The following is a 25,294-nucleotide window of genomic DNA, read 5'->3' as shown; positions in this document are numbered from 1 at the left end:
TAGGCTTTCTGGTGGTATATGGCCCGCAGCGTTTTCCGTCAGGCAAGGGGAGATTCCGCCATGACCACTCGTCGCAAGCTGATCGCCGGTAACTGGAAGATGAACGGGCTGAAGGCCGACGGTCTGGCGCTGGCTAAGGGGATCGCCGACAAGCTGGCGTCGGCCTCGCCCAATTGCGACATGCTGGTCTGTCCGCCCTTCACCCTGATCGCCCCGGTGGCCGATGCGGTCGCCGGCTCCAAGCTGGCGGTGGGCGGGCAGGATTGCCATGCCAAGGTTTCCGGCGCGCACACCGGCGACACTTCGCCCGCCATGCTGGCCGATCTGGGCTGCAAGTTCGCCATCGTCGGCCATTCCGAGCGCCGCACCGACCATGCCGAGACCGACGCGGTGGTCAAGGCCAAGGCCCAGGCCGCCCTGGCCGCCGGTCTGGTGGCTATCGTCTGCATCGGCGAGACCCTGGCCCAGCGCGACGCCGGCCAGACCCTGGAGGTCAACCGTTCGCAGCTGAACGGCTCGCTGCCCGAGGGCGCGACCGCCGCCAACACCGTCATCGCCTACGAGCCGGTGTGGGCCATCGGCACCGGCCGCGTCGCCACCCCCGCCCAGGCCCAGGAAGTGCACGCCGCCATCCGCGCCGAGCTGGTGAAGTTGGTGGGCGCGGAAGAGGCCGGCAAGATGCGTATTCTCTATGGCGGCTCCATGAAGCCGGACAACGCCAAGGAATTGCTGGCCCTGCCCGACGTGGACGGCGGCCTGATCGGCGGCGCGGCGCTCAAGGTGGCCGATTTCTGGGCCATCGCCGAGAGCTGCTGAGATTTTCCATCTGTCATCCCGACGCCTTTGGGCGGAGGGATCTCCGCCTGACGGTGCGGCGCCGGATCGGGAATGCCGCATCAGGATGAGATCCCTCGGCTTCGCCCGGGATGACATGATGTGTGCGAAAGCTGAGGATAAGAGGTGCGGGGAAGGAACTTTGCACTAGCCTTCCTGCCTCCCGGAGGCTAAAAACGCCTGCAACAAATCCTTCGCGCCCGTGGCCGGTTCCGTATGGGACCCGGTCGCGGGCGGCCAATTTTCCGGTGGCTCATCCATGGACGTCTTTCCGATCATCCTCGTCATTCACCTGATCCTCGCCATTGCGCTGGTGGGCGTGATCCTGCTGCAGCGGAGCGAGGGGGGCGCGCTGGGCATCGGCGGCGGAAGTGGCGGCGGGCTGATGACCGGCCGGGCGGCGGGCAACCTGCTGACGCGGACCACCGCCATCCTGGCGACCTCGTTCTTCGTCACCAGCCTGGTCCTGGCCCTGCTGGCCAATTCGCGGACCGGGGGCAGCTCGCCGTTCGAGAAGCTGAATGACGTTCCCGCCGCGGCGGCTCCCGCCGCTCCGGCCGAGCCCGCCGCGCCCAGCGCGCCGCTGGCGCGCTAGGGTCCAAGCGGACCGGATGTAAGTAAGGGGGCGTCGCCGCCCGGCCAAGGGGCGGGGACGGCGTTTGGGGAAACGAAAAGCGAGGGCGAAAGTCCGATGACCCGTTTCATCTTCATCACCGGCGGTGTGGTTTCCTCGCTTGGCAAGGGCCTGGCCTCGGCGGCGCTGGGGGCGCTGCTCCAGGCGCGCGGCTTCAAGGTCCGCCTGCGCAAGCTGGATCCCTATCTCAACGTCGATCCGGGCACCATGAGCCCCTACCAGCACGGCGAGGTCTACGTCACCGACGACGGGGCCGAGACCGACCTGGATCTGGGCCATTACGAGCGCTTCACCGGCGTGGCCTCGCGCAAGAGCGACAACATCACCACCGGGCGCATCTATTCCAACGTAATCGCCAAGGAGCGGCGCGGCGACTATCTGGGTGCCACCGTCCAGGTGATTCCCCACGTCACCGACGCCATCAAGGAATTCGTGAAGAGTGATCTCACGGACGAGGATTTCTGCCTGTGCGAGATCGGCGGCACGGTGGGCGACATCGAAAGCCTGCCCTTCCTGGAAGCCATCCGCCAGTTGGGCAACGAGCTGGGGCGTGAGCGCACCATGTTCGTGCACCTCACCCTGGTGCCCTACATCCCCTCGGCCGGCGAGCTGAAGACCAAGCCCACCCAGCACTCGGTCAAGGAACTGCTCAGCGTCGGCATCCAGCCCGACATGCTGATGTGCCGCTGCGACCGCGAGATTCCCGAGGGTGACCGCAAGAAGATCGCCCTGTTCTGCAACGTGGCGCCCGACGCGGTGATTCCGGCTCTCGACGTGGACACCATCTACCAGGTGCCCATCGCCTATCACCAGCAGGGCATGGACGCCGTGGTGTGCCGCCACTTCCGTGTGGACGCGCCCCAGCCGGACCTCAAGCGCTGGTCGACCATCGTCGAGCGCATCCGCCAGCCCGAGGGCGAGGTCACCATCGCCATCGTCGGCAAGTACATCAGCCTGCTGGACAGCTACAAGTCCCTGGCCGAGGCCCTGCACCACGGCGGCATCGCCAATAACGTCAAGGTCAACCTGAACTGGATCGACAGCCAGATCTTCGAGCAGGGCGACGTGGTCCAGCATCTGGAGCCCTGCCACGGCATTCTGGTGCCCGGCGGCTTCGGCGAGCGCGGCGCCTTCGGCAAGGTCGAGGCGGTGCGTTTCGCCCGCGAGCGCAAGGTGCCCTATTTCGGCATCTGCTTCGGCATGCAGATGGCGGTGATCGAAACGGCCCGCAACCTGGCCGGCTACAAGGACGCCAGCTCCACCGAGTTCGGCCCCTGCGACAATCCCGTGGTCGGCCTGATGACCGAGTGGATGAAGGGCAACATGCTGGAAAAGCGCGCCGAGTCCGGCGATCTGGGCGGCACCATGCGGCTCGGCGCCTATGAATGCGACCTGAAGCAGGGATCGAAGGTGCGCGAGATCTACGGCCAGGGCCGCATTTCCGAGCGCCACCGCCACCGCTACGAGGTCAACATGGGCTTCAAGGCCGATCTGGAGAAGACCGGCCTGTCGTTCTCGGGCCTGTCGCCCGATGGCCTGCTGCCCGAGATCGTCGAGATCCCCGGGCATCCCTGGTTCGTCGGCGTGCAGTTCCACCCGGAACTCAAGTCCAAGCCCTTCGATCCGCATCCGCTGTTCACCAGCTTCATCGCGGCGGCGGTTCGCCAATCACGACTCGTTTAATTCCCGACTCGTCTAAAGGCTTTTGCCATGACCCAGACCCGCCATCACGTTGCCGTCAATGACGATGTCATTCTCGGCAATGATCTGCCTTTGGTGCTGATCGCCGGTCCCTGTCAGATGGAAAGCCGCGACCACGCCCTGGAATGCGCCGAGGCGCTGAAGACCATGGCGGTCGAGGCGGGCATCGCCCTGATCTACAAGTCGTCCTTCGACAAGGCCAACCGCACCTCGCTGGCGGGCAAGCGCGGCATCGGCCTGGACAAGGCCATTCCGGTGTTCGCCGAGATCAAGGCCAGGTTCGGCCTTCCCGTGCTGACCGACGTCCACACCGAGGACCAATGCGTCCAGGCCGCCAAGGTGGCCGACGTGCTGCAGATTCCCGCCTTCCTGTGCCGCCAGACCGACCTGCTGGTCGCCGCCGGTCGCACCGGCGCGGTCATCAACGTCAAGAAGGGCCAGTTCCTGGCCCCCTGGGACATGGCCAACGTGGCCGCCAAGATCGAAAGCACCGGCAATTCGCGCATCGCCCTGACCGAGCGCGGCGCCAGCTTCGGCTACAACACCCTGGTCACCGACATGCGGGCCTTTCCCATCATGGCGCGGACCGGCTGGCCGGTGATCATGGACGCCACCCACGCGGTGCAGGCGCCGGGCGGCCAGGGCAATTCGTCGGGCGGCGACCGCCGCTTCGCGCCCGTGCTGGCGCGGGCCGCCGTCGCCATCGGCATTGCCGGCGTGTTCGTGGAATGCCATCCCGATCCCGATCATGCGCCGTCCGACGGCCCCAACATGATCGCCATGAAGGACATGCCGGCGCTGATCGAGGTTCTGATGAAGCTCGACGCCACCGCCAAGTCGTTTCCCGTTTCCATAGACTGATCCCAGTCGTTCCAGGGGAGTTTACCGATGACCGCCATTATCGATATCCACGGCCGCGAGATTCTCGATTCGCGCGGCAATCCCACCGTCGAGGTCGACGTGGTGCTGGAAACCGGCGTGATCGGCCGCGCGGCCGTTCCGTCGGGGGCCTCCACCGGCGTCCACGAGGCGTGCGAGCTGCGTGACGGCGACAAGAAGCGCTATCTGGGCAAGGGCGTGCAGAAGGCCTGCGATTCGGTCAACGGCGAGATCTATGACGCCCTGTCCGGCATGGACGTGGAAGACCAGCTGCTGCTGGACAAGACCATGATCGACCTGGACGGCACCCCCAACAAGTCCCGCCTGGGCGCCAACGCCATCCTGGGCGTGTCCCTGGCCGCCGCCAAGGCCGCCGCCGAGGAATCCGGCCTGCCGCTGTACCGCTATGTGGGCGGCGCCTTCGCCTCCACCCTGCCGGTGCCGATGATGAACATCATCAACGGCGGCGCCCACGCCGACAACCCCATCGACATCCAGGAATTCATGATCATGCCGGTGGGCGCCGGCTCGTGCTCCGAGGCCATCCGCATGGGCGCCGAGGTGTTCCACGCCCTGAAGAAGACCCTGAAGGACGCCGGCCACAACACCAATGTGGGCGACGAAGGCGGCTTCGCGCCGAACCTGAAGAGCGCCGAGATGGCTCTCGACTTCATCATGAAGTCCATCGAGACCGCCGGTTTCAAGCCGGGTGACGACATCATGCTGGCGCTGGACTGCGCCTCCTCCGAGTTCTTCAAGGAGGGCAAGTACGTCATGGAAGGCGCGAAGAAGACCTTCGACCAGAAGGGCCTGGTCAAGTTCTACGCCAAGCTGGTGGCCAACTACCCCATCATCTCCATCGAGGACGGCTGCGCCGAGGACGATCTGGTGGGCTGGGAGCTGCTGACCGACGCGCTGGGCGCCAAGTGCCAGCTGGTGGGCGACGACCTGTTCGTCACCAATCCCGAGCGCCTCGCCATGGGCATCGACAAGGGCCTGGCCAATTCCATCCTGGTCAAGGTCAACCAGATCGGCTCGCTGTCCGAGACCCTGGAAGCCGTCGATATGGCCCACAAGGCCGGCTACACCGCCGTCATGAGCCACCGTTCGGGCGAGACCGAGGATTCCACCATCGCCGACCTGGCCGTCGCCACCAATTGCGGCCAGATCAAGACCGGTTCGCTGTCGCGTTCGGACCGTATCGCCAAGTACAACCAGCTGATCCGCATCGAGGAACTGCTGGGCTCGGCGGCCCGCTACGCCGGCGCCTCCATCATGAAGCGCTAGGCTTTATTACACGACGAATGGGGAAGGGGGCCTGCGGGCCCCCTTTTTCATGGGCGCCGCCGGCCGGAATGCCTGTTTCACGCCCCGGCGCAAGGGGCAAATTTCGCTGCAATGCGGCCTTGTTTGCTTGACAGGCCATGGGGGGTGGATTACACCACGCCTACCCACGCGGGTGGCTGCGGAGGGGGTGTAGCTCAGTTGGTTAGAGCGCCGGCCTGTCACGCCGGAGGTCGCGGGTTCGAGCCCCGTCACTCCCGCCATCCCGCCTGATACCGATCGCCTAAGCGAGGGGCTGGTGCGGTCGCGGGCGGGATTGTCTGCGGTCTATTGGTATGTTGCAGGAGGGGGTACCCGTTCGGCGCGTTCGCTAACAGTCGCTCATCCGTCCGATCCCAATAGGTCGATCTCTTCGCTTTGCAGCTATGAAATCCGGCCGGTGACGGACGTGCGACGACACGAGGCGCCGGGGCTTCCTCCGATCGGACACCTCTTGGTAGGGCAGGGACGATGGAAGCTTGGCTGCTCGAATATCTGCCGATCCTGATTTTCCTCGGCATCGCGATCGTCATTTCGGCGATCTGCGTCGGGGCGTCGTGGATCGTGGCGCGCCAGAAACCCGACACCGAAAAGGCCACGGCCTATGAATGCGGCTTCGACGCCTTCGGCGACGCCCGTTCCAAGTTCGAGGTCCGGTTCTACCTCGTCGCCATCCTGTTCATCATCTTCGACCTGGAAGTGGCCTTCCTGTTCCCGTGGGCGGTCGCCCTGGGCAAGATCGGCATGTTCGGCTTCTGGTCCATGATGGTGTTTCTGGGTGTTCTGACCATCGGCTTCATCTACGAATGGCGAAAGGGAGCCCTGGAATGGGAGTGACCCCGTCCACCGGCGGCATCATGTCGCCCGATCACGCGGCAGCGCTGCCTCCTGGCCCGGCCCAGGACGCGCTGCTGAAGGCCGTTACCACCGAGATTTCCGACAAGGGCTTCGTTCTGGCCAGCGTCGACGCGGTGGTCAACTGGGCCCGCACCGGCTCGCTGTGGCCCATGACCTTCGGTCTGGCCTGCTGCGCCGTGGAAATGATGCATGCCGGCTGTTCGCGCTATGACATGGACCGCTTCGGCGTGGTCTTCCGTCCCAGCCCGCGCCAGTCGGACCTGATGATCGTCGCCGGCACGCTGACCAACAAGATGGCCCCGGCGCTGCGCCGCGTCTACGACCAGATGGCCGAGCCCCGCTGGGTGATCTCCATGGGCTCGTGCGCCAATGGCGGCGGCTATTATCACTATTCCTACTCGGTGGTGCGCGGTTGCGACCGCATCGTGCCGGTGGACATCTATGTGCCGGGCTGCCCGCCCTCGGCGGAAGCGCTGATGTACGGCATCCTGCAGCTGCAGAAGAAGATCCGCCGCACCGGCTCCATCCTCCGATAGCGCCGAAGAGGGACCCTCAAGATGACGCAAGCGCTGAAGGATCTTGGCGAGTACATCGCCCAAGCCCTGCCCCAGGATGTGCTGGGAACCGAGGTCAACCGCTGCGGCGAGCTGTCGCTCACCGTCAAGACCGCCTCCATCGTCAAGGTGCTGAGCTTCCTGCGCGACGACGCGGGCTGCCTGTTCAAGCAGCTGGTGGACGTGTGCGGCGTGGACTGGCCGGGGCGCGAACAGCGCTTCGACGTGGTCTACCACCTGCTCTCCATGAAGCATAACCAGCGGGTCCGCGTGAAGGTCGCCACCGACGAGGAGACCGCCGTCCCGTCCGTGACCGGCGTGTTCAACTCGGCCAACTGGTTCGAGCGCGAGGTCTGGGACATGTTCGGCGTGCTGTTCTCGGATCATCCGGATCTGCGCCGCATCCTCACCGATTACGGTTTCGAGGGCCATCCGTTGCGCAAGGACTTCCCGCTGACCGGCTATGTGGAGATGCGCTACGACGACGAGACCAAGCGCGTGGTCTACGAGCCGGTGAAGCTGACCCAGGATTTCCGCAGCTTCGATTTCCTGTCGCCCTGGGAAGGGCCGGGGATGCTGCCCGGCGATGAGAAGGCGAACTGACATGGCCGAATCCCAGATCCAGAGCTACACCATCAACTTCGGCCCGCAGCACCCTGCGGCGCACGGCGTGCTGCGCCTCATCCTCGAGATGTCGGGCGAGGTGGTCGACCGCGCCGACCCCCATGTGGGCCTGCTGCACCGCGGCACCGAGAAGCTGATCGAGCACAAGACCTACGTCCAGGCGGTCCCCTATTTCGACCGTCTCGACTATGTCGGCACCATGAACCAGGAGCATGTCTTCGTGCTGGCCACGGAGCGTCTGCTGGGCATCGAGGTGCCGGCGCGGGCCAAGTACATCCGCACCCTGTACGATGAGATCGGCCGCATCCTGAACCATCTGCTGAACGTCACCGCGTTCATCTTCGACGTGGGCGGCATGACTCCGCTGCTCTACGGCTTCGAAGAGCGCGAGAAGCTGATGGAGTTCTACGAGCGCGCCTGCGGCGCCCGTCTGCATGCCAACTACTACCGTCCGGGCGGCGTCTCCGCCGACGTGTCGCAGGGCCTGCTGGACGATATCGGCGAGTGGTGCGAGACCTTCCCCAAGGTCCTCGACGACATCGAGACCCTGGCCACCGAGAACCGCATCTTCAAGCAGCGCACCGTCGATATCGGCGTGGTGAGTGCCGAGCAGGCCCTGGACTGGGGCTTCACCGGCCCCAACCTGCGCGCCTCGGGCATCGCCTGGGACCTGCGCAAGGCCCAGCCCTACGAGGCCTATGCCGATCTGGATTTCGACATTCCCGTCGGCAAGAACGGCGACGGCTGGGAGCGCTATCTGGTCCGCGTCCTCGAGATGCGCGAATCCGTGAAGATCATGAAGCAGTGCCTGGCCAAGATGCCGGGCGGTCCGGTCAAGGTGCAGGACAACAAGATCACGCCGCCCCGGCGTTCCGAGATGAAGACCTCGATGGAATCGCTGATCCATCACTTCAAGCTGTTCACCGAGGGCTTCCGGGTGCCGGCGGGCGAGACCTACACCGCCATCGAGGCCCCCAAGGGCGAGTTCGCCGTCTATCTGATCTCGGACGGCACCGGCAAGCCCTATCGCTGCAAGATCCGTCCGCCGGGATACGTTCACCTGCAGGCGCTCGACATGATGTCCAAGGGACACATGCTGGCCGACGTGGTGTCCAATATCGGCTCCATCGACATCGTTTTCGGCGAGATCGACCGATGAGCAATCACTCCTACGAACCGGAAAGCTTCGCTTTCACCCCCGAATACCTGGAGAAGGCCAAGGCCTTCATCGCCAAGTATCCCGCTGGTCGCCAGCAGAGCGCGGTGATGCCGCTGCTCGACCTGGCCCAGCGCCAGGAAGGCTGGGTCAGCCGCGCCGCCATGGAAGTCATCGCCGAGATGCTGGACATGGCCCCCATCCGGGTGGAGGAGGTGGCCACCTTCTACACCATGTACAACCGCAAGCCGGTGGGGCAGTTCCACGTGCAGGTCTGCACCAACCTGCCGTGCATGCTGCGGGGCTCCGACGACGTGGTGGCCGCCGCCAAGGCGGCGTTGGGCGTCGAGTTCGGCGACATGACCTCTGATGGCAAGTTCACCCTGTCCGAGGTGGAATGCCTGGGCGCCTGCGTCAACGCGCCCATGATGCAGATCAACGACGATTACTACGAGGACCTGACGGCCGAGACCACCAAGGCGGTGCTCGAAGCCCTGAAGCGCGGCGAGACGCCGAAGCCCGGTCCCCAGAACGGTCGTCAGTTCTCGTGCCCGGCCGGTGGTCCCACCAGCCTCGCCGAGTTGAAGTTCGAGGGGGGGAAGGCCTGATGCTTCGCGATCAAGACAGGATTTTCACCAACCTCTACGGTTTCCACGACTGGCGTCTGAAGGGCGCCATGTCGCGTGGCGACTGGAACGGCACCAAGGACATTCTGGCCAAGGGCCGCGACTGGATCATCGAGGAGATGAAGACCTCGGGTCTGCGCGGCCGCGGCGGTGCGGGCTTCCCCACCGGCGTCAAGTGGTCGTTCATGCCCAAGACCGAGGGTCCGCGTCCGCACTACCTGGTGATCAACGCCGACGAAGGCGAGCCGGGGACCTGCAAGGACCGCGAGATGATGCGCTTCGATCCGCATAAGCTGATCGAGGGCGCCCTGATCGCCTCGTTCGCCATCGGCGCGCACGCCGCCTACATCTACATCCGCGGCGAGTTCGTTCGTGAAGCCGAGCATCTCAACATCGCCATCGACGAGGCGCGGGCCGCCGGTTTCATCGGCCCCAACGCCTGCGGTTCGGGCTGGGATTTCGAGTGCTACGTCCATCGCGGCGCCGGCGCCTATGTCTGCGGCGAGGAATCGGCGCTGATCGAAAGCCTGGAAGGCAAGAAGGGCCAGCCGCGCCTCAAGCCGCCGTTCCCGGCCGGCGTGGGCCTCTATGGCTGCCCCACCACCGTGAACAACGTGGAATCCATCGCCGTCGCCCCGACCATCCTGCGTCGCGGCGGCGCCTGGTTCGCCGGCCTGGGCAAGCCCAACAACACCGGCACCAAGGTGTTCTGCATCTCCGGCCACGTGAACACTCCGTGCAACGTGGAAGAGGAGATGGGCATCCCCCTGAAGGAGCTCATCGAGAAGCATGCCGGCGGCGTGCGGGGCGGCTGGGACAACCTGCTGGCCATCATTCCCGGCGGCTCCTCGGTCCCCATGCTGACCAAGAGCCAGTGCGAGGAAGTCACCATGGACTTCGACGCCCTGCGCGCCATGCGTTCGGGCCTCGGCACCGCCGCCGTGATGGTGATGGACAAGTCCACCGATCTGGTGCGCGCCATCCACCGCCTGTCGCGCTTCTACTGGCACGAGAGCTGCGGCCAGTGCACGCCGTGCCGCGAAGGCACCGGCTGGATGAGCCGCATGATGGGCCGCATGGTCACCGGCGACGCCGAGTTGTCGGAAATCGATCTGCTGGAAGAGATTTCCCGCCAGATCGAAGGCCACACCATCTGCGCGCTGGGCGACGCCGCCGCGTGGCCGATCCAGGGCCTGATCCGCGCCTTCCGTCCCGAGATGGAGCGCCGGATCATCGAACGCCAAGCCAAGACCAACGCGGCCTGAGAAGAGAGAAGCCCCAATGCCCAAACTGACCATTGACGGCAGGGAAATCGAAGTCGAGGCCGGGACGACCATCATCCAGGCCGCCGACCTGCTCGGCATCGAGATTCCCCGTTTCTGCTACCACGAGCGCCTGGCCATCGCCGGCAATTGCCGCATGTGCCTGGTGGAAGTGGAAAAGATGCCCAAGCCGGCGGCCTCCTGCGCCATGCCGGTGGGCGAAGGCATGGTGGTGAAGACCAACACCCCGGCGGTGCGCAAGGCGCGCCAGGGCGTGATGGAATTCCTGCTGCTCAACCACCCGCTGGACTGCCCCATCTGCGACCAGGGCGGCGAGTGCGACCTGCAGGACCAGGCCATGGCCTACGGGTCCGACAAGAACCGCTGCCAGGAAGGCAAGCGCGCCGTGCCGGACAAGGATTACGGCCCGCTGGTCCAGACCATGATGACCCGGTGCATCCAGTGCACCCGCTGCGTCCGCTTCATCTCGGAAATCGCCGGCACCCCGGTGCTGGGCGGCCTGGGCCGCGGCGAGCATCTGGAGATCAGCCGCTATGTCAACGCGGCGGTGTCGTCGGAACTGTCGGGCAACCTGATCGACCTGTGCCCGGTGGGCGCGCTGACCAACAAGCCGGCCAGCTACACCTACCGCTCGTGGGAACTGAAGAAGACCGAGAGCATCGACGCCATGGACGCCCTGGGCTCGGCCATCCGGGTCGACACCCGTGGCAACGAGGTCATCCGCATCCTGCCGCGCGTCGCCGAGGACGTGAACGAGGAATGGCTGTCGGACCGCTCGCGCTTCGCCTGCGACGGGTTGAAGCGCCAGCGCCTCGACAAGCCCTATGTGAAGAAGGACGGCAAGCTGGTCCCCGCCACCTGGAACGAGGCGTTCGCCGCCATCGCCGCCAAGGTGAAGGCCGCCGGCACCAAGATCGCCGCCATCGCCGGCGATCAGGCCGATGCCGAGACCATGGTGGCCTACAAGGATCTGCTGGCCGCGCTGGGCTCCCAGGCCATCGACTGCCGCCAGGACGGCGCCAAGCTGGACGCCTCGGTCCGCGCCTCGTACCTGTTCAACAGCACGGCCGCCGGCATCGAAGAGGCCGACGCCCTGCTGATCGTCGGCTCGAACCCCCGCAAGGAGAACCCGGTCCTCAACGCCCGCATCCGCAAGCGCTGGCAGAAGGGCGGCTTCAAGGTGGCCCGCATCGGCCACAGGGGCGACCTGACCTACAAGTACGAGCACCTGGGCGACGACGCCTCTATCCTCAAGGCCATCGCCGACGGCAGCCATCCCTTCTTCGAGGTGTTGAAGAACGCCAAGAAGCCGGCCCTGATCGTCGGTCAGGGGGCGCTTTCCCGCAAGGACGGCGCCGTGATCCTGGGTCTGGCCCGCAAGCTGGCCGACGCCGCCGGTCTGATCAAGGACGGCTGGAACGGCTTCAACGTGCTGCACACCGCCGCCGCCCGCGTCGGCGGCCTGGATCTCGGCTTCGTGCCGGGCCAGGGCTGGCGCGACGTGGACCACATCCTGGACGGCGCCCACAAGGGTGACATCCAGGTGGTGTTCCTGATCGGCGCCGACGAGGTGGACATGAAGGGCCTGGGCGAGGCCTTCGTGGTGTACCAGGGCTCGCACGGCGATGCCGGCGCTCACCGCGCCGACGTCATCCTGCCGGGTGCCGCCTACACCGAGAAGAGCGCCACCTTCGTCAATCTGGAAGGCCGCGCTCAAGCGACCCGCCTCGCGGTGTTCCCGCCGGGCGAGGCCAAGGAAGACTGGCGCATCGTGCGCGCGCTGTCCGAGGTGCTGGGCAAGGCCCTGCCTTACGACAGCCTCAAGGCCGTGCGTGAGCGCCTCGCCAAGGCCAACCCGGTGTTCGCCGCAATCGGTTCCGTCACCCCCGCCGCCTGGGGCGCCGCGTTCGGCGCCGAGGGCAGCCTGGAGGGCGGCGCCCTGGTGAGCAACATCGACAACTTCTATCAGACCGACCCGATCAGCCGCGCCTCCAAGACCATGGCGGAATGCACGGCAGCCTTCGGCGGTGGTTGCAACCACAAGCACAAGAAGACGGGGACCCATGGTTGACCTTCTGACCGGGCTGCTGCCCCCCTTCGTGTGGCGTCTGCTGATCATCGTTCTGCAGATCGTCGCCATCGTCCTGCCGCTGCTGATCGCCGTGGCTTACCTCACCTATGCCGAGCGCAAGGTGATCGGCGCCATGCAGCTGCGCAAGGGCCCCAACGTGGTCGGCCCGCTGGGCCTGCTGCAGCCCATGGCGGACGGCCTCAAGCTGTTCGTCAAGGAAACGGTGCTGCCGACCTCGGCCAACCGCGCGGTGTTCGTCGGCGCGCCGATGCTGACCTTCTTCCTCGCCCTGGTGGCCTGGGCGGTGATCCCCTTCGACAAGGGCTGGGTGCTGGCCGACATCAATGTCGGCGTGCTGTACCTGTTCGCCATCTCCAGCTTGGGCGTCTACGGCATCATCATGGCGGGTTGGGCGTCCAACTCGAAGTACGCCTTCCTGGGCGGCCTTCGCTCGGCGGCGCAGATGGTGTCCTATGAGGTCTCCATCGGCTTCATCCTGATTTCGGTGCTGCTGACCGTGGGGTCGCTGAACCTGTCGGACGTGGTGATGGCGCAGTCGAAGATGTGGTTCATCATTCCGCACTTCCCGCTGTTCATCCTGTTCATCATCTCGGGCCTCGCCGAAACCAACCGCGCCCCCTTCGACCTTCCCGAAGCGGAAGCCGAGCTGGTGGCCGGCTACAACGTCGAATACTCGGCCATGACCTTCGCCCTGTTCTTCCTGGGCGAGTACGCCAACATGCTGATGATGGGGGCGATGACCTCCATCCTCTTCCTGGGCGGCTGGATGGCTCCGTTCGGCCTGGGCTGGCTGCCCATTCCCGGCGTGCTGTGGTTCGTCATCAAGATCTGCCTGGTGATGTTCGTCTTCCTGTGGGTTCGCGCCACCTTCCCGCGCTATCGCTACGACCAGCTGATGCGCCTGGGCTGGAAGGTGTTCCTGCCGTTCTCGCTGTTCTGGCTGGTGCTGACCGCAAGCGTGCTGACCGCTTTCGGCTGGCTGCCGAACCAGGGTTAAGGAGAGAAAAGCGATGTCGTTCCTCGACCGCACCGCGCGCGCCTTTCTGCTGACCGAGCTCGTCCAGGGCTTGGCGCTGACGCTGCGCTACATGTTCAAGCCCAAGGTGACCATCAACTACCCCTATGAAAAGGGGCCGCTGTCGGTCCGCTTCCGCGGCGAGCACTGCCTGCGCCGTTATCCCAACGGCGAAGAGCGCTGCATCGCCTGCAAGCTGTGCGAGGCCATCTGCCCCGCCCAGGCGATCACCATCGAGGCCGAGCCCCGGCCCGACGGCTCGCGCCGGGCGCGCCGCTACGACCTCGACATGACCAAGTGCATCTATTGCGGCCTGTGCCAGGAGGCCTGCCCGGTGGACGCCATCGTCGAGGGTCCGAACTTCGAGTACGCCACCGAGACGCGGGCGGAACTCATGTACAACAAGTCCAAGTTGCTCGCCAACGGCGACCGCTGGGAGGCCGAGCTGGCCTACCGCATCGCCGCCGACGCGCCCTACCGGTGACGGGAGACCATCCATGTTCACGGCTCTGATCTTCTACATGTTCGCCGCCATCGCGGTGGCGAGCGGTGTGATGGTGATCTCATCGCGCAATCCGGTGCATTCGGTGCTCTGGCTGATCCTGGCGTTCTTCAACGCGGCGGGCCTGTTCCTGCTGCTGGGCGCCGAATTCCTGGCCATGGTGCTGGTGGTGGTCTATGTGGGCGCCGTCGCGGTGCTGTTCCTGTTCGTCGTGATGATGCTCGACATCAACATGGTGGAGATGAAGGAAGGCTTCCTGCAGTACCTGCCCACCGGCGCGCTGATCGGTGTGGTGCTCCTCGTCGAATTGCTGGCCATGTTCGGCGGCTGGGCCTTCGCGCCCGACGTCGAGGCCATGGTCAAGGCGCCGACGCCCACTCTGGATCAGGCGTCCAACACCGTGGCGCTGGGCAAGCTGATCTACACCAACTACGTCTACCTGTTCCAGGCGTCGGGTCTGGTGCTGCTGGTCGCCATGATCGGCACCATCCTGCTGACCCACCGCAAGCGCACCGGCGTGCGCAAGCAGGTCATCGCCGATCAGGTCAGCCGCTCGCGCGATAACGTGGAACTCAAGAAGGTCCAGTCGGGGAGGGGCATCTGATGCTCGAGATCGGTCTGTCCCACTACCTGACGGTAGCCGCCATCCTGTTCACGCTGGGCGTGATGGGCATCTTCCTGAACCGGAAGAACGTCATCATCATCATGATGTCCATCGAGCTCATGCTTCTGGCCGTCAACATCAACATGGTGGCCTTCTCGTCCTATCTGAACGATCTGGTCGGCCAGGTGTTCGCCATGTTCATCCTGACCGTGGCCGCCGCCGAGGCCGCCATCGGCCTGGCCATCGTCGTCGTCTTCTTCCGTAACCGCGGCACCATCGCGGTGGAAGAAATCAGCCAGCTCAAGGGGTAAGCGGATGATCACTGCAACCGTATTCCTGCCGCTCCTTGGCGCCGTGGTGGCCGGCCTGTTCGGCCGCTTCATCGGCGACAGGGGCGCGCAGATCGTCACCTGCACCCTGCTGGTGGCGTCCGCCGTGATGGCCGGGCTGATCTTCCAGAAGGTCGCCATCGGCGGCGAGGCCCAGACCGTGGTGGTCGCCGAGTGGATCCGCTCGGGCACCATGGCCGTCAACTGGTCGCTGAAGGTCGATACGCTCACCGCCGTGATGCTGATCGTCGTCACCTGGGTGTCGGCGGCCGTGCACATCTACTCGGTCGGCTACATGAGCCACGATCCGTCCATCTGGCGGTTCCAGAGCTACCTGTCGCTGTTCACCTTCGCCATGCTGATGCTGGTGACGTCCGACAATCTGGTGCAGATGTTCTTCGGCTGGGAAGGCGTCGGTGTCGCCTCCTACCTGCTGATCGGCTTCTGGTACGAGAAGCCCTCGGCCTCGGCCGCCGCCATCAAGGCCTTCGTGGTCAACCGCGTCGGCGATTTCGGTTTCGCGCTCGGCATCTTCGGCGTCTACTTCCTGTTCGGCTCGGTGGGCTTCGATCCCATCTTCGCCGCCGCCGCCGACAAGGCCAACGCCACCGTCAATTTCTTCGGCGTCGAGTGGCACGCCATCACCATCTGCTGCCTGCTGCTGTTCGTCGGCGCCATGGGCAAGTCGGCCCAGCTGGGCCTGCACACCTGGCTGCCCGACGCCATGGAGGGCCCGACCCCGGTGTCGGCCCTGATCCATGCCGCCACCATGGTCACCGCCGGTGTCTTCATGGTCGCCCGCATGAGCCCGCTGTTCGAGTTCTCGGACACCGCTCTCACCGTGGTGACCGTGGTCGGCGCCGCCACCGCCATCTTCGCGGCGACGGTGGGCTGCGTGCAGAACGACATCAAGCGGGTGATCGCGTATTCTACCTGCTCGCAGCTGGGCTACATGTTCTTCGCCATCGGCGTGTCGGCCTACCAGGCCGCCATCTTCCACCTGATGACCCACGCCTTCTTCAAGGCCCTGCTGTTCCTGGGCGCCGGTTCGGTGATCCACGCCATGAGCGACGAGCAGGACATCCGCCGCATGGGCGGCATCTGGAAGCACGTCAAGGTCACCTGGGTCCTGATGTGGATCGGTTCCCTGGCGCTGGCCGGAATTCCCTTCTTCGCCGGCTACTACTCCAAGGACACCATCCTGGAAGCCGCCTGGGGCTCGCACACCATCGCCGGCCAGGGCGCCTACTGGATCGGCTGCCTCGCCGCCTTCCTGACCGCCTTCTACTCGTGGCGTCTGCTGCTGCTGACCTTCCACGGCCGTCCGCGCGCCGACGAGCATGTCATGGCCCATGTCCATGAAAGCCCGGCGGTGATGCTGATCCCGCTGCTGTTCCTGTCGCTGGGCGCCCTGTTCGCCGGCTGGGCGGGCTACGAGATGTTCGTCGGTCATCACAACCATGATTTCTGGCGCTCCGCCATCCTGGTCACCCCGGCGCATCCCAGCCTGGAGAATGCCCATCACGTTCCCTCCTGGGTGGCCCTGCTGCCCACGGTGGTGGCGGTGTCGGGCATCGCGCTGGCCTATCTCTTCTACGTGTTCGCTCCGGGTCTGCCGGTGGCGCTGGCCAACACCTTCAAGGGTGTGCACCGGTTCCTGCTGAACAAGTGGTACTTCGACGAGCTGTACGACCTGATCTTCGTAAAGCCCGCCTTCAAGCTCGGCCGCGGTCTGTGGCAGGGCGGCGACGGCGCGCTGATCGACGGAGTGGGGCCGGACGGCGTGGCGGCGGCGACCCGTGCGGTCGCCCAGAAGGTGGCTCGCGCCCAGAGCGGCTACCTCTACCACTACGCCTACGCCATGCTGATCGGCGTGGCGGCGTTCGTCACCTGGTACATTTTCAACGCGCGCTGAGGACGAGGAAGACGCCCCATGAACGACTGGCCCCTTCTCTCGCTGACCACGTTCCTGCCCCTGGCCGGAGCGCTGTTCATCCTCACCATCCGCGGCGAAACCGAGGTGGTGGCCCGCAATGCCCGCAACGTGGCGCTGCTGACCTCCATCGCCACCTTCGTGGTGTCGCTGTTCATCCTGGCGAAGTTCAACGGCGCCTCGCCGGACTTCCAGCTGAAGGAGACCGCGCTGTGGTTCCCCGGAACCACCATCGCCTATTCCATGGGCGTTGACGGCATCTCGGTGTGGTTCGTGCTGTTGTCCACCTTCCTGTGCCCCATCTGCATCCTGGCCGCCTTCGGCTCGGTGGAGAAGCGGGTCAAGGAGTACATGGTGGCCTTCATGATCCTCGAGACCATGATGATCGGCATGTTCTGCGCGCTCGATCTGGTGCTGTTCTACATCTTCTTCGAGGCCGTCCTGATCCCGATGTTCATCATCATCGGCGTGTGGGGCGGGCAGCGCCGGGTGTACGCGGCGTTCAAGTTCTTCCTCTATACCCTGCTGGGTTCGGTGCTGATGCTGGTCGCCATGCTGGCCATGTATTTCGACGCCCACACCACCGACATCCCGTCGCTGATGGCCCACTCGTTCCCCTTCAAGATGCAGCTGTGGCTGTGGCTGGCCTTCTTCGCCTCCTTCGCCGTGAAGGTTCCCATGTGGCCGGTGCACACCTGGCTGCCCGACGCCCACGTGGAAGCGCCCACCGGCGGTTCGGTGATCCTGGCCGGCGTGCTGCTGAAGATGGGGGCCTACGGCTTCATCCGCTTCTCCATCCCCATGCTGCCGGACGCGTCGGTCTACTTCACGCCGCTGATCTACACCCTGTCCATCGTCGCGGTGATCTACACCTCGCTGGTGGCCCTGGTGCAGGAGGACATGAAGAAGCTGATCGCCTATTCCTCCGTCGCCCACATGGGTTACGTCACCATCGGCATCTTCGCCATGACCACCCAGGGCGTCGAGGGCGCGCTGTTCCAGATGCTGTCGCACGGCATCGTCTCGGGCGCGCTGTTCCTGTGCGTCGGCGTGATCTACGACCGCATGCACACCCGCGAGATCGCCCGCTACGGCGGCCTCGCCACCCGCATGCCCAAGTATGCGGCGGTGTTCATGCTGTTCACCATGGCTTCGGTCGGCCTGCCCGGCACCGCCGGCTTCGTCGGCGAGTTCCTGGTGCTGATGGGCGTGTTCCAGGTCAACACCTGGGTGGCGTTCTTCGCCGCCACCGGTCTGGTGCTGGGGGCGGCCTACATGCTGTACCTCTATCGCCGGGTGGTGTTCGGCCGGCTCACCCGCGAGGATCTCAAGGGGATTCTCGACATGAGCCCGCGCGAGATCGCGGTGTTCGCGCCGCTGATCGTCATGACCATCTGGATGGGTGTCGCTCCCGGCACCTTCCTCGAGCCGATGCATGCGTCGGTGACCAAGCTGATCTCCAATTACGAGCTTGCTCGGGCCGCCCATGACGGCCTGACGCTGGCTGCCCGCTAAGGGGGACCTAAGACGTGATCAAGACTCTCGACCTCGTCCCGGTCCTGCCGGAAATCTTCCTGGCGGTGGCTGGCCTGGCCCTGCTGATGCTGGGCGTGTTCCGCAAGGAGGACAGCACCAAGGCGGTGTCCGTCCTGGTGATCCTGGCTCTCGGCGCCGCCATGGTGCTGGTCTCCAGCCTGGGCGGCGAACGGCTGACGGCCTTCAACGGCCTGTTCGTGGCCGACCGCTTCGCCGGCTTCGCCAAGGGCATGGTGCTGGTGGCCTCGGCCATCTCCATCGCCATGTCGCTGCCCTATCTCGAGCGCGAGAAGATCGGCCGCTTCGAATATCCGGTGCTGGTACTGTTCGCCACGCTGGGCATGCTGATGATGATCTCGGCCAACGACTTCCTCGCCCTCTACCTGGGTCTGGAGCTGCAAAGCCTGTCGCTCTACGTGCTGGCCGCCTATAACCGCGACAACGCCCGGGCCACCGAGGCGGGCCTCAAGTACTTCGTGCTGGGCGCGCTGGCCTCGGGCCTGCTGCTCTATGGCGTCTCGCTGATCTACGGCTTCGCCGGCTCCACCTCGTTCGAGACCCTGGCCAACCTGTTCGCGGGCGGCCACGATCACCCGGTGAAGCCCAATATGGGCGTCATCGCCGGTCTGGTCTTCGTCATGGCCGGCCTGTGCTTCAAGGTTTCGGCGGTGCCGTTCCACATGTGGGCCCCCGACGTCTACGAGGGCGCGCCCACTCCGGTGACCTCGTTCTTCGCCGTGGCCCCCAAGATCGCCGCTTTGTGCCTGCTGGTCCGTGTCATGACCGGCCCCTTCGCCGATCTGGTGGAGCAGTGGCGCCAGGTGGTGACCTTCGTGGCCATCGGCTCCATGTTCGTGGGCGCCTTCGCCGCCGTGGTCCAGACCAACATCAAGCGTCTGATGGCGTATTCCTCCATCGGCCATGTTGGCTTCGTGCTGGTCGGCATCGCCGCCGGCTCGACGCTGGGCATCCAGGGCGTGCTGATCTATCTGGCCATCTACCTGTTCATGAACGTGGGCACCTTCGCGGTGATCCTGTCCATGCGCCAGAAGGGCCGCATGGTGGAAGGCATCGACGATCTGGCCGGCCTGTCCAAGACCCACCCCATGATGGCCTTCGTCATGGCGGTGCTGATGTTCTCCATGGCGGGCGTGCCGCCGCTGGCGGGCTTCTGGGGCAAGTTCTACGTGTTCATGGCCGCCGTCGAGTCCGGCCTCTACACCCTGGCCATCATCGGCCTGCTGTCCTCGGTGGTGAGCGCCTACTACTACCTGCGCATCATCAAGGTCATGTACTTCGATGAGCCGGTGGAAGCCTTCGACAAGCCGGTGGGCGCCTCCATGACCCTGGTGATGGCGGTTTCCACCCTGGTGATCCTGGCCTTCACCCTGATCCCGGCGCCGCTGGTGACCAGCGCCAAGGCGGCGGCCCAGGTGCTGTTCCCGGCGGCGGGATGACCACCATTCACCTGCCGGCGCCGTTCAGCCATGTGGGCCTGGACAGTGTCGGCAGCACCAACGACGAGGCGCGGCGGCGGGTCGAGGACGGCACCGCCGCCGATCTTTTGGTGGTGACGGCCAAGCGCCAGAGCGCGGGACGCGGCCGCCGCGGCCGGACGTGGGAAAGCCCCGAGGGCAACCTGCACGCCTCCTTCACCCTGCGCATCCGCCCTCCGTTGAGTGAGGCGGCCCAGATCGGCTTCGTGGCGGCCCTCAGCCTGGCCGAGGCCCTTGACGAACTGGTCCCCGGTCACGATGTGCGGTGCAAGTGGCCCAACGACGTGCTGATGGACGGCCGCAAGGTGGCGGGCATGCTGCTGGAAAGCGCCGGCGACGGCTGGCTGGTGCTGGGCATCGGCGTGGACGTGGCGACGCGGCCCGCGCCGGGGGAGACCCTGTATGCGACCTTGTCGCTGGCGGAACTGGGCTATGGCGGCGATACTGCCGATGTGTTGAGCGGGCTTTGCCGGCATTTCGGCCCCTGGCTGGCCCGCTGGCGGGCCGAGGGCTTCGCGCCCATCCGGTCCGCCTGGCTGGGCCGGGCGCGGGGACTGGGCGAGGCGGCGGTGGTTCGTCTCGAGGCCGAGACGCTGACCGGCGTGTTCGCCGGCCTGGACGAGGAGGGCGGAATGCTGCTCGACCAGGGTGACGCGGGTATTCGCCGGGTACTGGCCGGCGACGTGTTTTTTCCGGGATTGTGACGGAGCTCAACCATGCTGTTGGCCATCGATTCGGGCAACACCAACATCGTCTTCGCCGTCTATGACGGCGACACCCTGCGCGGCGAGTGGCGCGCCTCGACCGATTCCGAGCGCACCGCCGACGAGCTGGGCGTCTGGCTCACCCAATTGCTGACCATCGAGGGGCTGAACCGCCTGGACATCAAGTCGGCGATCATCGCCTCGGTGGTGCCGGCCATGGTGTTCGGTCTCAAGACGCTGTGCCGCCGCTATTTCAAGTGCGAGCCGCTGGTGGTGGGCGACGAGGGCGTCGATCTCGGCCTGTCGATCCTGCTGGACCGGCCCGAGGAAGTGGGCGCCGACCGTCTGGTCAACGCCGTGGCGGCGCACAAGTACTACAAGGGGCCGCTGATCGTCATCGATTTCGGCACCGCCACCACCTTCGACGTGGTGGACGAGGCCGGCAATTACTGCGGCGGCGCCATCTCGCCCGGCATCAACCTGTCGCTCGAGGCGCTGCACATGGCCGCCGCCAAGCTGCCCCGCGTCGCCATCGGGCGGCCCCGCCAGGTGATCGGGCGGGCCACGGTGCCGGCCATGCAATCGGGCATCTTCTGGGGCTATGTGGGCCTGATCGAAGGCCTGGTGAAGCGCATCAAGGACGAGTTCGGCTCGGACATGCTGGTGGTGGCCACCGGTGGACTGGCGCCGCTGTTCGCCGAGGCCACCAAGGTGATCAATGCGCTGGACGCCGACCTGACGCTCCGCGGCCTCCTCGAGATCAACCGCCGCAATACCGCCCCGGTGCGGGGATGAGCCAGGGCGAACTCGTCTTCCTGCCGCTGGGGGGTGTCGGCGAGATCGGCATGAATCTCGCGCTGTACGGCTACGGCGGCAAGTGGCTGATGGTCGATTGCGGCGTGTCGTTCGGCGACGAGACCATGCCCATGGTCGACGTGGTGATGGCCGATCCCGCCTGGATCGAGGAACGCCGGGACAAGCTGGTGGGCATCGTGCTGACCCACGGCCACGAGGACCACCTGGGCGCCGTCCAGTACCTGTGGGACCGGCTGCGCTGCCCGGTGTGGGCGACGCCGTTCTCGGCTTCCATCCTGAAGAACAAGCTGCACGAGACCGGGCTGCACACCCAGGTGCCTCTCAATGTAGTTGAACTGGGCTCGCGTTTTTCGGTGGGTCCGTTCGAGGTCGAAATGATCTCGATCACTCATTCCATTCCCGAGCCGAATGTGCTGGCCATCCGCACGCCGCTGGGGACCATCGTCCATACCGGCGACTGGAAGTTCGATCCCGATCCGCTGCTGGGCCTGCCCACCGATGCCGAGGCGCTGCGCCGGGTGGGCAAGGACGGCGTCCTTGCCCTGATCGGCGATTCCACCAACGTCTTCACCAAGGGCCATTCAGGCTCGGAATCCCAGGTGCGCGGCAGCCTGATCGAGCTGCTGGGCCGCTTTTCGGGCCGTATCGCGGTGTCGTGCTTCGCCACCAACGTGGCGCGGCTGGAAAGCATCGCTGTTGCCGCCATGGCCAACGACCGCAACGTCGCCCTGGTGGGCCGCTCTCTGTGGCGCATCGACAAGGCGGCGCGCGAGAACGGCTATCTTGCCGATCTGCCGCCCTTCCTCACCGAGCACGACGCCGGCTACCTGCCCAAGGACAAGGTGGTCTACATCTGCACCGGCAGCCAGGGCGAGCCCCGTGCCGCCCTGGCCCGCATCGCGTCGGGCGACCATCCCCACGTCAAACTGGGCAAGGGCGACGTCTGCATCTTCTCGTCGCGCATCATTCCCGGCAACGAGAAGGACATCTTCAGGCTGCAGAACGATCTGGTCCGCTTGGGCGTCGAGGTGGTGACCGAGAAGGACGAGTTCGTCCACGTCTCCGGCCATCCGGCCCGCGAGGAGATGGAGGAGATGTACCGCCTGTTGCGCCCGCGCATCGCCGTGCCGGTGCATGGCGAGGCCCGCCACCTGCAGGAGCACGCCCGGCTGGCGCGGGCCTGCGGGGTGGAGGAGGCCGTCGAGACCAGCAACGGCACCATGCTGCGTCTGGCCCCCGGCCCGGTGGAAGTGGTCGACCATGTGCCCACCGGCAAGCTCTGCGTCGATGGGCCGCGCATCGTGCGGCTCGATTCCGAGATCCTGCGCAATCGGCGGCGCATGGTGTTCAACGGCTCGGCCGTGGTCACCGTGGTGCTGGACAAGGCGGGCAAGCTGCTGGGCGACCCGCAGCTGACGGCTCTCGGCCTGCTCGACGCCGGCCACGAGGCGGAAGAGCACGACGCGGTGGTCGAGGCGGTGAGGGACGCCATCGAGGAACTGCCCTTGAAGGTCCGCCGCGACGACGGCGTGGTGCGCGAAACCGCCCGCCTGGCGGTGCGCCGGTCGCTCAAGGATACCCACGGCAAGAAGCCCATCACCGACGTGCATCTGGTTCGGGTCTGAGTCACCAAACCGTCATCGCGCCGACACGGAAGAGTCCCGCTTAAGGCCTATGATCCCGCCCGGGGGAAGGGGGATCATCGAGCCTTGAGGACATGATCGTGAAGCAGGATGCCGTTACCGCCGATGCCTTCGGCCTTCGCCCCTTTTCCCTGGCCTGGGCGCGCGATGGCCTTCGGGCCGGCGAGGTGCCGTTTCTGGCCGACCTTCCCATCCGGGGCCGCTTCATCCTTCTGGTGGTGCTGGCCCTGGCCGCCGCCGTGGTGTTCGGCAGTGTCTACATGGCGGCCGGGCAGCGCATCGAAGCCATGCTCCAGGCCCAGGATTCCTATCGCCGGCTCAACGATCTGGCCGCCGACGTGCGGGCCCGCTCGGCGGTGGCCCAGAACCTGATGGAGGTGTTCGCCCGCGATCACGAGGCCGCTACCGCCCAGGCCCTTCACCACGATCTGGGACAGATCCGCGAGCGGCTGGACGCGGTGGCCGAACTGTCGGCCGGCGGCCCCATGGCCGAGGCGGTGGGTGAGGCCCAGGTGGGGGTCGAGACCATCGCCCTCTCTTTCGCCCGTCTCGAGGCCGAGATGACCCGCCTGGGTCTGACGGCGCAGTCGGGGTTGCGGGCCCGTCTGACCGAATCGGCCCGCGCCGTCGAGCAGGAACTGGCCATGTGGCCGGCCTCGGCGCCCTTGTCGCTGGCGGTGACCAAGCTGCGCCTGGCCGAGCGCGATTTCATGCTGGACGGGCAGGCGGGCGCCCTGGGGCGGCATCAGGCCGCTCTCGGCCAGTTGGACATGGCGCTGGATTCCTCGACCCTGCCCAATTCCACCCGCGACGATCTGCGGCGCCTCAGCATCGTCTACGGCCAGGATTTCCAGGCCTTCGCCGCCGGGGCGCAGTCGGTCAAGGGCGAGCTGGCCGAGGTCCGCGCCGGGTTCCAGGCCCTGCAGCCGGTGATGCAGCGGGTGCTGGCCTTCGCCCGCGAAGGCATGGCCCAGGCCATCGCCGCCCAGGAGGCCGAGCGCCGCGCCACCGGCCGTCAGGTCGCCCTGGTGGGCATGCTGGCGGGCCTCTCCTTCCTGGCCGCCTGCCTGGTCATCGCCCATTCCATCACCCGGCCGGTGCGTCTCATCCAGGACGCCATGGAGCGCCTATCCCATGGCGACCACGCCATCGCCGTGCCCGGCACCGGGCGCCGCGACGAAATCGGCGACATGGCCCGCGCCGTCGGCGTGTTCAAGGAGAACGCCATCGCCATGGTGCGGCTGCAAGACGAGCAGCACTCCATCCGCGCCAGGGCCGAGGCCGCCAACCGCGCCCACCTGCTGTCCCTGGCCGAAGGCTTCGAACAGGCGGTGAAGAGCACCGCCGATCTGGTCGCCTCCAACGCGGTGGGGATCCGCGACACCGCCGAGCGCATGACGTCGGGGGCCGACAGCGGCAAGAGCAGCGCCCTGGCGGTGGCCGAGGCCGCCCGCCAGTGCCGGGCGACGGTGCGTTCGGTGGCCGAGGCCACCACCGAACTGGGGGGCTCGGTGCGGGAAATCTCCTCCGGGGCCGAAGGGGCCGCCGCCATCGCCCGGGATGCGGTGACCCGGCTTGCCGCCACCACCGGCCGCATCCAGAGCCTGTCCGAGGTGGCCGGCCGCATCGGCCGGGTGGTGACCATGATCGAGGAGATCGCCCAGCGCACCAACATGCTGGCGCTCAACGCCACCATCGAGGCCCAGCGGGCGGGCGAGGCCGGCAAGGGCTTCGCCGTGGTGGCGGGCGAGGTCAAGCATCTGGCCCACCAGACCGCCCGCTCCACCCGCGAGATCGCCGCCCAGGTGGCGGAGATCCAGGGGGCGACCGCTGACACCGCCATGGCCATCGACGGCATCGGCGAGGCCATCCTGCACATGGACCGCATCGCCGGCGAAGTGGCGGGCGCGGTGGTGCGCCAGCGCGAGATCACCGGCCGGATCGAGCGATGCGTCGAGGCGATGGACACGGACGCCGCCGTGGTGGGCGACGGCGTCGCCTCGGTGACCCAGGCGGCGGTTCGCTACTGCGCGGCGGCCATCCGGGTGATCTGGGCGGCCAAGGATCTGGCGCGGCCCGCCACCGCGCTCAACCACGAGGTGGATTCCTTCCTGTCCACGGTCCGGAGATAGACATTTGCCCATGGCGGCCG

Annotated in this window: 23 protein-coding genes and 1 tRNA gene; all 24 read left to right on the top strand. The window is 66.2% G+C overall.

The window, feature by feature from the left end:
- The first annotated feature begins 60 nt into the window (after positions 1-60).
- Entirely contained in the window at positions 61-816 is a 756-nt protein-coding gene (gene tpiA / locus WV31_RS09275) for a triose-phosphate isomerase (RefSeq protein ID WP_085373282.1), read from the top strand.
- 277 nt (positions 817-1,093) lie between these two features.
- Positions 1,094-1,429 carry a preprotein translocase subunit SecG gene (gene secG, locus WV31_RS09270; RefSeq protein ID WP_085373281.1) on the top strand — a complete coding sequence of 112 codons (336 nt, stop codon included), beginning with the start codon at positions 1,094-1,096 and terminating at the stop codon, positions 1,427-1,429.
- A 96-nt stretch (positions 1,430-1,525) separates the two neighbouring features.
- Entirely contained in the window at positions 1,526-3,151 is a 1,626-nt protein-coding gene (locus WV31_RS09265) for a CTP synthase (RefSeq protein ID WP_085373280.1), read from the top strand.
- 27 nt (positions 3,152-3,178) lie between these two features.
- Complete coding sequence (gene kdsA / locus WV31_RS09260) at positions 3,179-4,030, top strand: 3-deoxy-8-phosphooctulonate synthase (RefSeq protein ID WP_085373279.1); 852 nt, start codon at positions 3,179-3,181, stop codon at positions 4,028-4,030.
- A gap of 27 nt (positions 4,031-4,057) precedes the next feature.
- Complete coding sequence (eno, locus tag WV31_RS09255; protein WP_085373278.1) at positions 4,058-5,335, top strand: phosphopyruvate hydratase; 1,278 nt, start codon at positions 4,058-4,060, stop codon at positions 5,333-5,335.
- A 183-nt stretch (positions 5,336-5,518) separates the two neighbouring features.
- Positions 5,519-5,595, top strand: a tRNA-Asp gene (locus WV31_RS09250).
- Positions 5,596-5,842: 247 nt separating this feature from the next.
- Positions 5,843-6,208, top strand: a complete 366-nt coding sequence (locus WV31_RS09245; RefSeq protein WP_011385165.1) for an NADH-quinone oxidoreductase subunit A — start codon at positions 5,843-5,845, stop codon at positions 6,206-6,208.
- The gene (locus WV31_RS09240; protein ID WP_068435425.1) at positions 6,199-6,765 is read left to right on the top strand and encodes a NuoB/complex I 20 kDa subunit family protein; all 567 of its coding nucleotides are present in this window, start codon (positions 6,199-6,201) and stop codon (positions 6,763-6,765) included. Before WV31_RS09245 ends, WV31_RS09240 begins: the two co-directional genes overlap by 10 nt.
- 21 nt (positions 6,766-6,786) lie before the next feature.
- Positions 6,787-7,386 carry an NADH-quinone oxidoreductase subunit C gene (locus tag WV31_RS09235; protein ID WP_085373277.1) on the top strand — a complete coding sequence of 200 codons (600 nt, stop codon included), beginning with the start codon at positions 6,787-6,789 and terminating at the stop codon, positions 7,384-7,386.
- A gap of 1 nt (position 7,387) precedes the next feature.
- Positions 7,388-8,566, top strand: a complete 1,179-nt coding sequence (locus tag WV31_RS09230) for an NADH-quinone oxidoreductase subunit D (RefSeq protein ID WP_085373276.1) — start codon at positions 7,388-7,390, stop codon at positions 8,564-8,566.
- Positions 8,563-9,171 carry an NADH-quinone oxidoreductase subunit NuoE gene (gene nuoE, locus WV31_RS09225; protein WP_085373275.1) on the top strand — a complete coding sequence of 203 codons (609 nt, stop codon included), beginning with the start codon at positions 8,563-8,565 and terminating at the stop codon, positions 9,169-9,171. Before WV31_RS09230 ends, nuoE begins: the two co-directional genes overlap by 4 nt.
- Positions 9,171-10,454 carry an NADH-quinone oxidoreductase subunit NuoF gene (gene nuoF / locus WV31_RS09220; protein WP_085373274.1) on the top strand — a complete coding sequence of 428 codons (1,284 nt, stop codon included), beginning with the start codon at positions 9,171-9,173 and terminating at the stop codon, positions 10,452-10,454. Before nuoE ends, nuoF begins: the two co-directional genes overlap by 1 nt.
- Positions 10,455-10,470: 16 nt before the next feature.
- Positions 10,471-12,543, top strand: coding sequence for an NADH-quinone oxidoreductase subunit NuoG (nuoG, locus tag WV31_RS09215; RefSeq protein WP_085373273.1), 2,073 nt, complete (start codon positions 10,471-10,473; stop codon positions 12,541-12,543).
- The gene (nuoH, locus tag WV31_RS09210) at positions 12,536-13,561 is read left to right on the top strand and encodes an NADH-quinone oxidoreductase subunit NuoH (RefSeq protein WP_085373272.1); all 1,026 of its coding nucleotides are present in this window, start codon (positions 12,536-12,538) and stop codon (positions 13,559-13,561) included. Before nuoG ends, nuoH begins: the two co-directional genes overlap by 8 nt.
- A 13-nt stretch (positions 13,562-13,574) precedes the next feature.
- Entirely contained in the window at positions 13,575-14,063 is a 489-nt protein-coding gene (gene nuoI, locus WV31_RS09205) for an NADH-quinone oxidoreductase subunit NuoI (RefSeq protein ID WP_068435409.1), read from the top strand.
- Positions 14,064-14,076: 13 nt separating this feature from the next.
- Entirely contained in the window at positions 14,077-14,685 is a 609-nt protein-coding gene (locus WV31_RS09200; RefSeq protein WP_085373271.1) for an NADH-quinone oxidoreductase subunit J, read from the top strand.
- Complete coding sequence (nuoK, locus tag WV31_RS09195) at positions 14,685-14,996, top strand: NADH-quinone oxidoreductase subunit NuoK (RefSeq protein WP_068435407.1); 312 nt, start codon at positions 14,685-14,687, stop codon at positions 14,994-14,996. Before WV31_RS09200 ends, nuoK begins: the two co-directional genes overlap by 1 nt.
- A 4-nt stretch (positions 14,997-15,000) precedes the next feature.
- A complete protein-coding gene (gene nuoL / locus WV31_RS09190; RefSeq protein WP_085373270.1) occupies positions 15,001-16,929 on the top strand; it encodes an NADH-quinone oxidoreductase subunit L in 1,929 nt (642 codons plus the stop codon).
- Positions 16,930-16,947: 18 nt separating this feature from the next.
- Complete coding sequence (locus WV31_RS09185; RefSeq protein ID WP_085373269.1) at positions 16,948-18,462, top strand: NADH-quinone oxidoreductase subunit M; 1,515 nt, start codon at positions 16,948-16,950, stop codon at positions 18,460-18,462.
- A 14-nt stretch (positions 18,463-18,476) separates the two neighbouring features.
- Positions 18,477-19,940 (top strand): NADH-quinone oxidoreductase subunit NuoN, encoded by a 1,464-nt coding sequence (nuoN, locus tag WV31_RS09180; RefSeq protein WP_085373268.1) that lies wholly within the window; start codon positions 18,477-18,479, stop codon positions 19,938-19,940.
- Positions 19,937-20,683 carry a biotin--[acetyl-CoA-carboxylase] ligase gene (locus tag WV31_RS09175; protein WP_085373267.1) on the top strand — a complete coding sequence of 249 codons (747 nt, stop codon included), beginning with the start codon at positions 19,937-19,939 and terminating at the stop codon, positions 20,681-20,683. Before nuoN ends, WV31_RS09175 begins: the two co-directional genes overlap by 4 nt.
- 12 nt (positions 20,684-20,695) lie before the next feature.
- Complete coding sequence (locus WV31_RS09170; protein WP_085373266.1) at positions 20,696-21,478, top strand: type III pantothenate kinase; 783 nt, start codon at positions 20,696-20,698, stop codon at positions 21,476-21,478.
- Complete coding sequence (locus WV31_RS09165; protein ID WP_085373265.1) at positions 21,475-23,124, top strand: ribonuclease J; 1,650 nt, start codon at positions 21,475-21,477, stop codon at positions 23,122-23,124. The genes WV31_RS09170 and WV31_RS09165 overlap by 4 nt, the downstream gene beginning before the upstream one ends.
- A gap of 92 nt (positions 23,125-23,216) precedes the next feature.
- Positions 23,217-25,274 (top strand): methyl-accepting chemotaxis protein, encoded by a 2,058-nt coding sequence (locus WV31_RS09160; protein WP_085373264.1) that lies wholly within the window; start codon positions 23,217-23,219, stop codon positions 25,272-25,274.
- The last annotated feature ends 20 nt before the right edge of the window (positions 25,275-25,294 follow it).

Origin of the sequence: Magnetospirillum sp. ME-1 (genome assembly GCF_002105535.1) — a bacterium.
Taxonomy (GTDB): Bacteria; Pseudomonadota; Alphaproteobacteria; order Rhodospirillales; family Magnetospirillaceae; genus Phaeospirillum.
Note: the sequence above shows the minus strand (reverse complement) of the source record. Positions and strands in the feature narration are given on the sequence as shown.